The organism is Pantoea sp. YR525 (assembly GCF_900116775.1).
In the GTDB taxonomy this organism is placed as follows: Bacteria; Pseudomonadota; Gammaproteobacteria; order Enterobacterales; family Enterobacteriaceae; genus Pantoea; species Pantoea symbiotica.
On the sequence record NZ_FPBU01000001.1, the window covers coordinates 637,929 to 651,098 of the forward strand.

General features: G+C 56.8%; 11 protein-coding genes. 2 read left to right on the plus strand and 9 right to left on the minus strand.

The features are described from left to right. From BM323_RS02955 to BM323_RS02965, 3 genes are all read right to left on the minus strand, one after another. Window positions 1–1,134 (minus strand): PQQ-dependent sugar dehydrogenase, encoded by a 1,134-nt coding sequence (locus BM323_RS02955; protein ID WP_008102485.1) that lies wholly within the window; start codon window positions 1,132–1,134, stop codon window positions 1–3. A gap of 104 nt (window positions 1,135–1,238) precedes the next feature. Continuing rightward, a complete protein-coding gene (locus BM323_RS02960; protein WP_008102487.1) occupies window positions 1,239–1,895 on the minus strand; it encodes a DUF3313 domain-containing protein in 657 nt (218 codons plus the stop codon). A 118-nt stretch (window positions 1,896–2,013) separates the two neighbouring features. Beyond that, entirely contained in the window at window positions 2,014–2,649 is a 636-nt protein-coding gene (locus BM323_RS02965; RefSeq protein ID WP_007887698.1) for a carbonic anhydrase, read from the minus strand. Window positions 2,650–2,975: 326 nt separating this feature from the next. Here BM323_RS02965 and rimO point away from each other — a divergent pair, with 326 nt between their 5' ends. Next, complete coding sequence (rimO, locus tag BM323_RS02970; protein WP_008102489.1) at window positions 2,976–4,301, plus strand: 30S ribosomal protein S12 methylthiotransferase RimO; 1,326 nt, start codon at window positions 2,976–2,978, stop codon at window positions 4,299–4,301. Here rimO and BM323_RS02975 read toward each other — a convergent pair. Beyond that, window positions 4,298–4,747: a DUF4385 domain-containing protein gene (locus BM323_RS02975; RefSeq protein ID WP_008102491.1), complete on the minus strand. Its 450-nt coding sequence runs from the start codon at window positions 4,745–4,747 to the stop codon at window positions 4,298–4,300. The genes rimO and BM323_RS02975 overlap by 4 nt on opposite strands. 115 nt (window positions 4,748–4,862) lie before the next feature. On the opposite strand from BM323_RS02975, the gene BM323_RS02980 reads away from it, so the two are divergent. Next, window positions 4,863–6,524, plus strand: a complete 1,662-nt coding sequence (locus tag BM323_RS02980) for a methyl-accepting chemotaxis protein (protein ID WP_091003232.1) — start codon at window positions 4,863–4,865, stop codon at window positions 6,522–6,524. A gap of 128 nt (window positions 6,525–6,652) precedes the next feature. Here the strand turns inward: BM323_RS02980 and gsiD are convergent, their stop codons facing one another. The 5 genes from gsiD to BM323_RS03005 all read right to left on the minus strand — a co-directional run bounded on the left by gsiD (window position 6,653) and on the right by BM323_RS03005 (window position 12,969). After that, window positions 6,653–7,558 carry a glutathione ABC transporter permease GsiD gene (gene gsiD / locus BM323_RS02985; protein ID WP_008102495.1) on the minus strand — a complete coding sequence of 302 codons (906 nt, stop codon included), beginning with the start codon at window positions 7,556–7,558 and terminating at the stop codon, window positions 6,653–6,655. Window positions 7,559–7,568: 10 nt separating this feature from the next. Next, window positions 7,569–8,489, minus strand: coding sequence for a glutathione ABC transporter permease GsiC (gsiC, locus tag BM323_RS02990; RefSeq protein WP_008102497.1), 921 nt, complete (start codon window positions 8,487–8,489; stop codon window positions 7,569–7,571). Window positions 8,490–8,538: 49 nt separating this feature from the next. Next, entirely contained in the window at window positions 8,539–10,074 is a 1,536-nt protein-coding gene (gene gsiB / locus BM323_RS02995; protein WP_008102499.1) for a glutathione ABC transporter substrate-binding protein GsiB, read from the minus strand. 63 nt (window positions 10,075–10,137) lie between these two features. Next, on the minus strand, window positions 10,138–11,994 hold the full coding sequence (gene gsiA / locus BM323_RS03000) for a glutathione ABC transporter ATP-binding protein GsiA (RefSeq protein ID WP_008102501.1): 1,857 nt from the start codon (window positions 11,992–11,994) through the stop codon (window positions 10,138–10,140). Between the two features lie 9 nt (window positions 11,995–12,003). Next, on the minus strand, window positions 12,004–12,969 hold the full coding sequence (locus BM323_RS03005) for an isoaspartyl peptidase/L-asparaginase family protein (protein ID WP_008102502.1): 966 nt from the start codon (window positions 12,967–12,969) through the stop codon (window positions 12,004–12,006). Between the last annotated feature and the right edge of the window lie 201 nt (window positions 12,970–13,170).

Below are 13,170 nucleotides of genomic sequence, written 5' to 3' on the forward strand. Positions count from 1 at the left end.
TTAACCGCGTGGGGCGCTAGCGGCGTCTGGCAGCCCCACTTTCAGCAGCTTGCCGTTGGACTCATCGGTTAGCACATAGAGATAACCATCCGGGCCTTGTCGTACATCACGAATACGCTCGCCACGATCTTCCAGTAAGCGCTGCTCCTCCACCACTTTCTCGCCATTCACCTGCAAGCGAATCAAACTCTTCTCCTTCAGCGCGCCGATAAACAGTGAGTTTTTCCACTGCGGGAAGCGCGCGCTGTTATAGAAAGCCATGCCGCTGATGGCCGGTGAGACTTTCCAGTAGTGCAGCGGTTGCTCGGTACCTTCGACTTCACTGCCTTTCGCTTCCGGCACTTTCTTTCCGCTGTAATCAATGCCGTACGTTGCCAGCGGCCAGCCGTAATTTTTACCCTTCTCCGGGATGTTTACCTCATCGCCACCGCGCGGGCCGTGTTCGCTTTCCCACATTTGCTGCGTCCACGGATTGAGCGCTAGCCCTTGCGGATTGCGCATGCCGTAGGACCAGATCTCGGCGCGCGCGCCCTGGCGATTAACAAACGGGTTGTCCGGCGGGATTTCACCGTCTTTGGTCAGACGCACGATTTTGCCGGAGAGCTTATCCAGCTGCTGCGCGCTGCTGCTGGCGAAGTTGTCACCGAAGGCGATATAGAGAAAGCCCTGACGATCAAACGCCAGTCGCGTGCCGATATTGGCGCCACTCGACAGCTTCGGCGTTTGCTCCAGCACCACTTTAAAGTCGCTCAGTTGGCGATTGTCATCGCCTAATCGGCCATAACCCACCACGCCGCCGGCGCGGCCGCTGGCATCGGCGGTGGTGTAGCTGAGCCACACGCGGCGGCTTTGGGCAAAGTCCGGCGCCAGCACCACATCCAGCAGACCGCCCTGACGATTCGCCCACACCTTCGGCACGCCGCCGATCGGTTGCGACAGGCCTTTGCCCGGCTGCCAGCTGCGCAGTTGGCCGGATCGTTCAGTGATTAACAGCGTTTGATTGTCGGGCAGAAAAGCTACGGACCACGGATGATCGAGCTTGTCCTGCAGCACCTGAACCTGCACATCGGCAGCGAATAACGGTAAGGACGTGCTTAAAGCGCCAAACAGCAGCGCGGCGGGCAGTAAACGCATGGCATTCTCCTTTATCACGGTCTGCCGTTAAGGGTAGTCAGCGCGTGACAAAGGATGTGCAGGATTTACAAAACATTAAGCCCGGCACACGGCCGGGCACAGGTTCACGGCACGGAGAACGCCAACGTGTCACGCACCATCTCATCAATGCCTGGACGAAGATCGGTTAGGGTAATTGGCGTGTTGTTGTTCGGCAAGGTTTTGCCAAAGGCTTTGCGCACTACTTTAATCATCGGCTTGCCGGTTTGAGCATCCACCGCTTCGATTTCGAGGAACAGCGAGCTCTCTTGCGTGCGGTGCCCGGTGGCCGCCATGGTGCTGGCAACAACGGCAGCAATCGGCACCACTTCGTAGAACTGCACGCCTTCATTCTCTGCAGATACCGCAGTAATCGCCGCTTTCACCAGCAACGTACGCGGGCCTTTGGTGGTCACCAGCGGTTTGCGTTCAGAAATCGCCCGCTTCAGCTGGCTATCGGTGTAACTGCGCACCTCATCCAGCGTTTGCTGGCTGATACGCGCGGTCGGGTGCGCCGCCGGATAATAGACCACCGGCGTGTAAACCACGCCACGATAATCAGCATCGTGATAATCGGGAGAGATCCAGCGCAGCGTCGGTTTACCGCTTGGCGATTGGGTCGATTGCAGCTGACTATAATCGCCGAGGAAGCCGGAATATTGTTTTTTGTCGGCCACATGAGAGGTACAGCCCGCAGCCAGCAGCGCCAGCGTTAACACGGGAACACAAAGGGGAAATCGCATGAGAGAGCCCTTATCAGAGGTAATTGCTTCTCAAGTGTAGAAGTTGGTTTTCAGCGCGGGAGGAAATATTAGCGAAATGCGAGGAAAAACCACCTGCATTGCAGGTGGTTAGGCGGAATTACTCGAAGCAGGTTTCCGGGTTTTCCGACAGTGAAATAAAGGATTCACCGCCTTTGGTCAGCGCAATGATGCCACCGCTCTCAATATCATAAACCCACCCGTGCAGGCGCACTTTGCCTTTACGCAGCGCGACCGCCACAGAAGGGTGTGTTTTGATATTGTGCAGCTGCGCGATCACGTTCTCTTTCACCATTTCGTTGAGACGTTTCTCAACCGAATCGTAGTTGCGCTCTTCCACCACCGCTTTGGCCGCGTTGGCGTAGTGCAACCAGTGATCAACCGCTGGCATGGTTTCCAGATCGGCATTGGAAGCAATCGCGTTCATGGCACCGCAGTTGGAGTGACCACAAATAATAATTTCGGTCACGCCCAGCGCCACTACTGCGTACTCAATGGTGGCGGACACGCCGCCCGGCTCTGGACCAAACGGTGGCACGATATTACCAGCGTTACGGATCACGAACAGCTGACCCGGCTCGGACTGCGTCACCAGCTCTGGCACCAGACGGCTGTCTGAGCAGGAGATAAACAGGGCTTTGGGATTTTGGTTGGATGCCAAACTTTTGAAAAGATCCTTCCTTTCAGGGAACACATTCTGTTGAAAATTCAGAAAACCTTTGACGATCTCTTGCATATGTCTGCTCTCACATTATCCACTTCTGCCCTGGCAGTGAGGATTCACTATCAGTGCGATTTGAAATTTTCAGTGAAGATAAGTACTTACCTTTACCGACCCAACATTTAAGCAAAACACGTCAGCTTACACAACTCGGATCACGTTCGCAGACGAGCAACTCAGGCGCGGCGCTTAACCAGAGCGCGCGTCGCTCACTGAGTTAAGCATATCTACAGCACATTGGTTGTCGATAAGGAGATTCTTACACAGCCTATACATTTTCCTCTGCAACCTCTGTACAATCGCCCCCCTATCCACACTAATTATGATGAATTTTTAACCTTATGAGCCAAGTCAAAAATCCACCGCGCGTGGGGTTCGTCTCCCTCGGCTGTCCGAAAAACCTCGTCGACTCTGAACGCATCCTGACGGAGCTGCGTACTGAAGGCTATGACGTGGTGCCACGCTACGATGATGCAGAGATCGTCATCGTTAACACCTGTGGATTTATTGATAGCGCCGTACAGGAATCACTGGAAGCGATTGGTGAAGCGCTGAACGAGAACGGCAAAGTGATCGTCACCGGCTGCCTCGGTGCCAAAGTGGATCAGATCCGCGAAGTGCATCCAAAGGTGCTGGAGATCACCGGCCCGCACAGCTACGAGCAGGTTCTGTCGCACGTGCACACTTATGTGCCTAAGCCGGAGCACAACCCGTTCCTCAGCCTGGTGCCAGAGCAAGGCGTCAAACTGACGCCGCGCCATTACGCCTACCTGAAAATTTCCGAAGGCTGCAACCATCGCTGCACCTTCTGCATCATTCCATCGATGCGTGGCGATCTGGATAGCCGTCCAATCGGTTCGGTACTCGACGAAGCCAAACGTCTGGTCGAAGCCGGCGTGAAAGAGCTGCTGGTGATCTCACAAGACACCTCCGCTTACGGCGTGGATGTCAAACATCGCACCGGTTTCTGGAACGGATCGCCAGTGAAAACCAGCATGGTGAGCCTGTGCGAGCAGTTAGCCAAACTCGGCGTGTGGGTGCGTCTGCACTACGTTTATCCGTATCCGCATGTGGATGACGTCATTCCGCTGATGGCTGAAGGCAAGATTCTGCCGTACCTCGATATTCCGCTGCAGCACGCCAGCCCGCGCATCCTCAAGCTGATGAAGCGTCCAGGCGCGGTAGAGCGTACGCTGGAGCGCATTAAGCGCTGGCGTGAAATCTGCCCAGAGCTGACGCTGCGTTCAACCTTTATCGTCGGCTTCCCCGGTGAAACCGAAGAAGATTTCCAGATGCTGCTCGACTTCCTGCAGGAAGCGCGCCTCGATCGCGTTGGCTGCTTCCAGTACAGCCCGGTAGATGGCGCAACCGCCAACCAGTTGCCGGATCAGGTACCGGATGACGTGAAGCAGGATCGTTTTGATCGCTTCATGCAGCTGCAGCAGAAGATCTCCAGCGAACGTCTGCAGGAGAAAATCGGCCGTGAAGTGCTGGTGCTGATTGATGAAGTAGACGAAGAAGGTGCGGTCGGCCGCAGCATGGCTGACGCCCCGGAAATCGATGGCGCGGTCTATCTGAACGGCGATCGTCAGGTGAAAGTCGGCGACGTGGTGCGCGTTAAAGTCGAACACGCCGACGAATACGATCTGTGGGGCACGCGCGTTTAACCATACTTTTGCTGGTGCGCACGTTTGCGCGCCAGATAGTCAGTATCCGCGCGCAGTTTATCCCAGCACGCTTTGAAAACGGCCGCCGCAGCGGCCTTTTCTTTTTCTGTAGTTCGCGGCAATTCGTTGCCGGCCTCGTCATATTTTCGTCCGCCCTGATGATTGCTGTAGCGACGCGCACGCGTGTACCCCATCTGAATATATTTGCGCGCCATGTCCATGCCGACAAAATCGTCCTGCGCGCGATACGCTTCAAATAACTGCATAATCTGCTGTGAAGATTGTTTTGCCAGCTCGACGGTGCGAAAACGCCAGTGCGGCAGAATCTCACTTTTGTAAGGTTCGACCATCAACACGCCCTGCTCGCCGCGCCCCACCTGATACAGCTCTGGCTGCTGGCGAAAGTCGATGTGCTTGAAATCCTGCTCGTAATTAAACGCTTTCATCTGTTTTTTCCCGCCTCTCATCATCCCGTGACGTAATTATTTCCCGCTGGCACTTAAGCGATTTGCTTTTATACCGATAACTTCAATATCAGCCTACTTCCTCAGAGACGCACCTATGTTTAAACGAATGAAAATTGTGACGGCCATCATGATGATATTGGTGGTTTTCACCGCGATGCAGGCGATTTCCGGCTCGCTGTTTTTATCATCACTGATTACCGGACAGCATAATTTCACCACCAGCAATCAGCTGTCGCACCAGCAGCGTGAGCTGGCCGATGGCTGGCAAACGCTGGTGAAAACCCGCGTGATTATCAACCGCGTCGCCATTCGTATCCTGAAAAAACAGACGGATGAAGCGTCAGTCGCCGCCATCAACAAACTGCTGATCAGCGCTGGTGCGTCACTGGATGAGGCAAAGCAACATTACGATCTCTACAAGAGCATGCCGCACATTGCCGGACAAAGCGCGGACTCAGCCAGTGTAGTTGACACTAAGTTTGCTGCCTTCGCTGATTTGTTGAAACAGTCGGCGACGTTCCTGAAAGCCAATGATTACGCCGCCTATGGCAATCTTGATGCCCAGCAGGCGCAGGATGATCTGGAAGCGGCCTATAAACAGTGGCGTGAACATAACGTGCAATTGTTAACGGAGCGCAGTGCAGACTACGACAGCGCCTACCAGCATATGTTGGTGATGATGGCCGTAATGGCGGTGGTTGTGGTGCTGTTACTGGTTGCCGTGTGGATTCTGGTGCGTCGTATCCTGCTGGCACCGATGAAGCAGGTACAGCAGCAGATGGAGCGCTTCGCAGACGGAGATCTCTCCGCCAGTTTGCAGGTGGAAGGCCGCAGCGAAATGGCGTCGATTGCCGCCAGCCTCAACCACATGCAGCAGTCGCTGCTCAGCACCATCAACAATGTGCGTGATAGCGCGGATGCGATTTTTGGCAGCGCCAGCGAGATCGCCACCGGCAATAACGATCTCTCCTCACGTACTGAACAGCAGGCTGCGTCACTGGAAGAGACTGCGGCGAGCATGGAAGAGCTGACCGCCACGGTGAAACAGAACGCCGATAACGCGCGTCAGGCGACGCAGTTGGCGAAAACCGCCTCGGAAACCGCCGACAAAGGCGGCAACGTGGTGAATGGCGTGGTGAAAACCATGCGCGATATCGCCGACAGTTCGAAGAAAATCGCCGATATCACCAGCGTGATTGATGGCATCGCTTTCCAGACCAACATCCTTGCGCTTAACGCAGCGGTAGAAGCGGCGCGTGCCGGTGAACAAGGGCGCGGTTTTGCCGTGGTGGCAGGCGAAGTGCGCAATCTGGCACAGCGCAGCGCCCAGGCGGCGAAAGAGATCAAACTGCTGATTGAGAATTCCGTGCAGCGCGTCAACACCGGTTCACAACAGGTGAGCAGCGCCGGTGAAACCATGCAGGAGATCGTCAGCGCCGTCACCCGCGTCACCGATATCATGGGCGAGATTGCTTCGGCATCCGATGAGCAGAGTCGCGGCATCGACCAGATTGGGCAGGCGGTGAACGAGATGGATCGCGTCACGCAGCAGAACGCCACGCTGGTGCAGGAATCCGCTAATGCGTCGGCATCGCTGGAACAGCAGGCCAGCAGCCTCTCATCTGCGGTGGCCCGCTTTAAAACCGGCGCACGCCAGGCCGCTGCGCCGCAGCCGAAAGTGGTGAAACCGGTGATGACGCCAACCCGCGCCGCACCTGCCGCCGCGCACAGTAATGACAATTGGGAAACGTTTTAAGGGCGGGATTGTGCGGTTATTGAAAAGGTCGCCATGAATGGCGACCCTACGAATGATCGATGAAGGTTTTGCACGGCGGAAACGAGCACGTTTTTGTAGGGTCGCCATTTATGGCGACCGAAACAGCATCAGGTCTTCAATTTCGGATCCAGCGCATCACGCAAACCATCACCTAGCAGGTTAAACGCCAGCACGGCAAGGAAAATCGCCAGGCTTGGGAAGATGGCGACATGCGGCGCAATCACCATATCGGCGCGCGCTTCATTGAGCATTGCGCCCCACTCCGGCGTGGGTGGCTGCGCGCCGAGGCCGAGAAAGGACAAACTCGCCGCCGTAATAATCGACGTACCAATGCGCATGGTGAAATAGACCACAATCGACGACACCGTGCCGGGCAGGATGTGACGCATGATAATGGTCCAGTCCGACGCACCAATGCTGCGTGCCGACTCAATATAGGTTTGATGTTTCAGCACCAGCGTATTGCCACGCACCAAACGGGCAAACGCCGGAATGCTGAAGATCGCCACCGCGACAATCACGTTGCTCATGCCGCTGCCCATAATTGCTACCACCGCAATCGCCAGCAGAATGCCGGGGAACGCGAACAATACATCGCAGATGCGCATGGTGATGCGATCCCACCAGCCTTCGTAATAGCCTGCCAGCAGACCTAACACGGTGCCGATCAGCGCGCCAATCGCCACCGAGAAGAAACCGGCAATCAGCGAAATGCGCGTGCCTACCAGCACCCGGCTGAAGATATCGCGACCCAGCGAATCAACGCCAAACCAGTGCATTAGCGATGGCCCTTCGTTCAGCCGGTCGTAATCGAAATAGTTTTCCGCATCAAATGGCGCAATCAGCGGCGCGATAAACGCCACCACAATCAGCAGCAGCACAAACAATCCGGCCAGCAGCGCCACATGCTGACGGCGAAAGCGCCGCCAGAATTCGCGCCACGGCGTCCGTACCCGGTTTTCCGTGATAGTCGGCATGGTTTTCAATGCCGCGGCTCGTCGCCAGTTCTTCAATTGCGACTCCTTACTTGTAGCGAATTGCCGGGTTGATTGCCGCGTACAGCACATCGACAATCAGGTTGATCAGAATGAATTCCAGCGAGAACAGCAGCACTTCGGCCTGAATCACCGGGTAATCGCGCATCTCGACTGAATCCACCAGCAAGCGGCCTAAGCCTGGCCAGTTGAACACCACTTCCACCACAATCGAGCCGCCGAGCAGGAAACCAAACTGCAGGCCCATCATGGTAACCACTGGAATCATGGCGTTACGCAGGCCGTGTTTCACCACCACCAGCGATTCGCGTACCCCTTTGGCGCGTGCGGTGCGCATGTAATCTTCCTGCATCACCTCCACGAACGAGGCGCGGGTGAAGCGCGCCATCACCGCCGCCACCGCTGCACCCAAAGTGACCGACGGCAAAATGTAGTGTTTCCAGCTATCCGCGCCGACGGTCGGCAACCAGCCGAGCTCGACGGAAAACACCTGCATCAGCAGCATGCCGAGCGCAAACGCCGGGAACGAAATACCCGACACCGCCAGCGTCATGCCGATGCGATCCGGCCAGCGATTGCGCCACACCGCCGAGGTGATGCCAATCGCCATACCGAAAATCACGGCCCACACCATGCTGCTGAGTGTCAGCCACAGCGTCGGGAAAAAGCGCGCGGCAATTTCGTCAATCACCGGACGTTTCGAGACCAGCGAATGGCCGAAATCGCCCTGCACCGCATTAATCATAAAGTGCCAGAACTGCTTGATCAGCGGCTGATCGAGGCCGAGATCCTGACGCACCAGCGCCACCACCGAAGCATCCGCTTCCGGGCCGGCAATCAGGCGCGCCGGATCGCCCGGCAACAAATGGACGAACAGGAACACCAGCACCGCCACAATCAGCAGCGTGGGAATCAGTCCCAGTAATCGTTTGAGAAAATAGTTGAGCATGCGAAGTCCTGCGCAGCATCGGCCAGCCCGCTAAGGCTGGCCGCGTCTGTTACTTCAGATCGGCCTCATCAAAATTGAATGAGGTATCGGGCATGACATAAAAACCGCTGAGGTTTTTATTGTTGGCTGACAGCAGTTGTTCCACCACCAGCGGGATCCACGGATGGTCGTTCCAGATGCGATCCTGCGCGTCTTTGTACAGCTTAGCTTTCTGGTCGCGATCGGTGGTTTTCAGCGCGTCGGCGAGATCTTTATCCACCTGCGGATTGCTGTAGAACGCGGTGTTGAAGATCGCTGGCGGCCATGAGGTGGTGGCGAACAGCGGCGTCAGCGCCCAGTCGGCTTCACCGGTCGATGCTGACCAGCCGGTGTAGAACATGCGCACACCGCTCTCTTTCTGCCCTTTACTCTCCACTTCAGCGGCACGTTGACCGGCATCCATCGCCGTCACTTTCACCTTCACGCCCACCTGCGCCAGCTGCTGCTGGGTGAACTGCAGCACTTTCTGCGCGGTACTGTGGTTATGCGACGACCACAAGGTGGTTTCGAAACCGTTCGGGAAGCCCGCTTCCTTCAGCAATTCGCGCGCTTTAGCCGGATCGTATTTGATCGCCGGATAACTCTGCGCAAAATCGATGCTCGGTGGCACGATGCCGGTGGCTGGCGTGGCGTAACCGGCAAAGGCGACTTTCGCCAGCGCCTGACGGTTGATCGCATACTCCAGCGCTTCACGCACTTTCGGGTTATCAAACGGCTTTTGCGTCACGTTGAGGCTGATGTAGCGCTGCATGATCGATGGCGTGGTGACCACATCGAGCTTGCTGTTGCCTTCCAGCAGTTTGGCCTGCTCGAACGGCACCGGGAAAGCAAAGCTTGCTTCGCCGGTTTGCAGCATCGCCGCGCGGGTGTTGTTATCCACCACCGGACGCCAGGTAATGCTATCCAGCTTCGGATAACCTTTTTTCCAGTAGCCATCCCACTTCTTCACTTTCACGAAGTCGGTCTGGTTCCAGGTATCAAAGGCAAACGGGCCAGTTCCCACCGGATGGAAGCCGATATCCTTGCCATATTTCTTCAGCGCGGTTGGCGAAATCATTACCGCCGCCGGATGCGCGAGGTTGTTAATGAAGGCCGAGAACGGCTGCTTCAGGGTGATCTTGACCGTGCTCGGATCGACCACTTCGGTGGTGGCGATATATTTGAACAGGTTATAGCGTTTGAGATGGTTATCCGGATTGCTGGCGCGATCAAGGTTAACTTTTACCGCTTCGGCATTGAAGTCGGTGCCATCCTGGAATTTCACGCCAGGGCGTAGCTTGATGGTGTACGTCAGACCGTCACTGCTTGCCTGATAGCTTTCTGCCAGCACGTTGGTCAGCTTCATGTCTTTATCGAAGCCAAACAAGCCCTGATAGAAAGACTTCGCCACCGCCTGCGACAGCGTATCGTTCGCGTCATACGGGTCGAGCGTGGTAAAGGTCGAGGCCACCGCAATCACCGCATCTTTCGCCGCCCACGCGGGCAGCGCCAGCGCCGAACTCAACAAACCGGCAGTGATAACCCCTTTTCGCATAATATGGTGCATCGTTATCGTTCTCCTGTAATCCCTGTCATGCGCGACATCCAAAGATGTGCGGTTGTTTGCTGCTCAGGCGCCACTAATTGCGTGTCGGGCGACAAAATGGCCCGGTGCCACTTCCAGTAAAGGCGCCACTTCCGGCTCATCGCCCAACGGGCGAATCGGGCTGGGGATCTCATCCACCATCAGCGCCCGCTCACGATGCCGATGCGCCGGATCGGCCACCGGCACTGCGGCCATCAGTTTTTTGGTGTAGGGATGGCGCGGCTGCTCAAATACCGCCTGACGCGGCCCCATCTCCACAATCTGTCCGAGATACATCACCGCCACGCGATGGCTGATGCGTTCTACCACCGCCATATCGTGCGAGATAAATAAGAAGGCGATACCAAATTCACGCTGCAAATCGAGCATCAGGTTGATGATCTGCGCCTGAATCGACACGTCCAGCGCCGACACCGATTCATCGGCGATCACCACTTTGGGATTGAGCGCCAGCGCGCGTGCAATGCAAATACGCTGGCGCTGGCCGCCGGAAAACTCGTGAGGATAGCGCTGCGCATGTTCCGGCAGCAGGCCAACGCGCTCCAGCAGCCAGGCAACGCGTTTCTCCGCCTGACGGCGATCCAGCGTTTTATGCACCAGCAGCGGTTCCATGATTGAGAAACCCACGGTCAAACGCGGGTCGAGCGAGGCGTAAGGATCCTGGAAAATAAACTGGATATCGCGGCGCAGCGACGCCAGCGCATTGCCCTGCAGCGCATCGATGCGTTGGCCGTCAAAGGTGATGGTGCCGCCCTGGCTAGCCACCAGCCGCAGCAGTGAACGTCCGGTGGTGGATTTTCCGCAGCCGGATTCGCCTACCAGCGCCAGCGTTTCACCGGCATGGAGATCGAAACTGACTTTCTCCACCGCGTGCACGCGACGCTTGACGCGATTGAGTAAGCCGCCGCGAATATCAAAGCGCGTGACTAAATCACGCACCTGCAAAATTGGCGGTCGATCGTGACGCACCGTGTCCTGCGGCTCGGCTTTCTCTTCACGGCCGTTGCTGTGCAGTAACGGAAATTTGGCCGGTAACGGCTGGCCGTGCATCGCCCCCAGTTTGGGCACCGCTGCCAGCAACGCGCGGGTATAAGGCTGCTGCGGCTCAGCAAACAGCTGCTGCACCGGCGCGCGTTCCACCACATCACCGCGATACATTACCTGCACACGATCGGCCATCTCCGCCACCACGCCCATATCGTGGGTGATAAAAATCACCCCCATCTGCATCTCTTTTTGCAGCACGCGGATCAATTGCAGAATTTGCGCCTGAATGGTGACGTCGAGTGCGGTGGTGGGTTCATCGGCAATCAGCAGCGCCGGTTTGCACGACAGCGCCATGGCAATCATCACGCGTTGGCGCATGCCGCCTGAGAGTTGATGCGGATAGCGTGATAACACGTTGTTTGCTTCGGGAATGCGCACCAGATCGAGCATGCGCCGCGCTTCTGCCAGCGCCTGCTGATGACTTTTGCCCTGATGCAGACGGATGGATTCCGCAATCTGCTCGCCAACGGTGAATACCGGATTGAGCGAGGTCATCGGCTCCTGAAAAATCATCGCCATATCGGCGCCGCGCACTTTGCGCATCTGACCGTTCGACGCGCGCATCACATCCAGCACCTCGCCATTGCGGCGACGCAGCTGGATTTCGCCGCTCACTTCACCGCCGGCCTGCTGAATCAAACGCATCAGCGCCAGCGAGGTGACAGATTTTCCCGAGCCCGATTCGCCCACCAGCGCCAGGGTTTCACCGCGATGCAGGTCGAGCGACAGGTTGCGTACCGCTTCGGTAATGCGCCCTTCATGCTCAAAGCGCACGTTAAGATCGCGCACCGCCAGAACCTGCTCCGGCGCAAACTGCAGCTGTTGGTCCGTCATGCCTGCTCCTTAGCTGTCGCGGTAAATCGCTACCTCAACGTCGCCATCCACATAGGCGAATCCGCGATACATACCTTCGCTGTTAAACGGCAGCGCCACATTGCCTACGGCGTCAATCGCAATCAGCCCGCCGCTACCCTCTAGCTCCTGCACTTTGTCATGAATGACGTTGGCGGTGGCCTGTTGCAGCGAGCGTCCGGCGTAATGCATCTGCGCCGCTACGTCATAGGCGGCGAGCGTACGGATAAACACTTCGCCGGTGCCGGTACAGGAAACCGCCACTGTGTCGTTGCTGGCGTAGCAGCCCGCGCCAACCAACGGTGAATCGCCCACGCGTCCGGCCTGTTTGTTGGTCATGCCGCCGGTTGAGGTGGCGGCCGCCAGATTACCCTGAAGATCGAGCGCCACCGCGCCGACAGTGCCGAATTTGCGATCCGGGTCCAGCGGATCGTTGCTGTGGCTGTTTGCTTCACCGTCGTGATCCAACACCATCTGCTGGCTGTGCAGCGCGCGCTGCAGCTGTTCCCAACGTTCCGGCGTGGAGAAAAAATCTGCCTCGACCGGCACTAAGCCTTGCTCTGCGGCAAAGGCTTCTGCGCCCACACCGATAAACAGCACGTGCGGGCTGTTTTCCAGCACTTTACGCGCCGCCAGAATCGGATTGCGGATGTGGCTGACGCCCGCGACCGCGCCGACGTCCAGCGTGCGGCCATCCATAATGCTGGCATCGAGTTCATGCGTGCCCTGATGAGTGAATACCGCGCCCTTGCCTGCGTTAAACAGCGGACACTCTTCCAGCAGGCGCACGGCTTCGGTAACGGCATCCAGCGCACTGCCGCCGGCGGCAAGAATCTGCTGGCCTGCGGTAACGATTGCGCTGAGTTGCTGACGATAGTGCTGCTCTTTTTCGGCGCTCATTGCCGCACGCGTAATCGCGCCCGCACCGCCGTGAATTGCGATAACTGCTTTAGCCATAACCGGTACCCTGTGAAGGAGTCAGAACCAAAAACACTGATTTAGAATGGTTTTCATCTTTTTTTGGCAATTTTCGACTATAGAAAGGCCCCCTCATCTTGTAAAGCAGAAACTGCCTGCGCGGTCATAACCTTTTATTGTGGATTATGCTTTTTTGGTTGTGAGTGGTTTTTCCGGTCGCCATAAATGGCGACCCTACTA

What these genes read in the sequence shown, in the direction of transcription:
- BM323_RS02955 (WP_008102485.1), bottom strand. Translation starts at nt 1,134, where the DNA reads ATGCGTTTACTGCCCGCCGCGCTGCTGTTTGGCGCTTTAAGCACGTCC.
- BM323_RS02960 (WP_008102487.1), bottom strand. Translation starts at nt 1,895, where the DNA reads ATGCGATTTCCCCTTTGTGTTCCCGTGTTAACGCTGGCGCTGCTGGCT.
- BM323_RS02965 (WP_007887698.1), bottom strand. Translation starts at nt 2,649, where the DNA reads ATGCAAGAGATCGTCAAAGGTTTTCTGAATTTTCAACAGAATGTGTTC.
- rimO (WP_008102489.1), top strand. Translation starts at nt 2,976, where the DNA reads ATGAGCCAAGTCAAAAATCCACCGCGCGTGGGGTTCGTCTCCCTCGGC.
- BM323_RS02975 (WP_008102491.1), bottom strand. Translation starts at nt 4,747, where the DNA reads ATGAAAGCGTTTAATTACGAGCAGGATTTCAAGCACATCGACTTTCGC.
- BM323_RS02980 (WP_091003232.1), top strand. Translation starts at nt 4,863, where the DNA reads ATGTTTAAACGAATGAAAATTGTGACGGCCATCATGATGATATTGGTG.
- gsiC (WP_008102497.1), bottom strand. Translation starts at nt 8,489, where the DNA reads ATGCTCAACTATTTTCTCAAACGATTACTGGGACTGATTCCCACGCTG.
- gsiB (WP_008102499.1), bottom strand. Translation starts at nt 10,074, where the DNA reads ATGCACCATATTATGCGAAAAGGGGTTATCACTGCCGGTTTGTTGAGT.
- gsiA (WP_008102501.1), bottom strand. Translation starts at nt 11,994, where the DNA reads ATGACGGACCAACAGCTGCAGTTTGCGCCGGAGCAGGTTCTGGCGGTG.
- BM323_RS03005 (WP_008102502.1), bottom strand. Translation starts at nt 12,969, where the DNA reads ATGGCTAAAGCAGTTATCGCAATTCACGGCGGTGCGGGCGCGATTACG.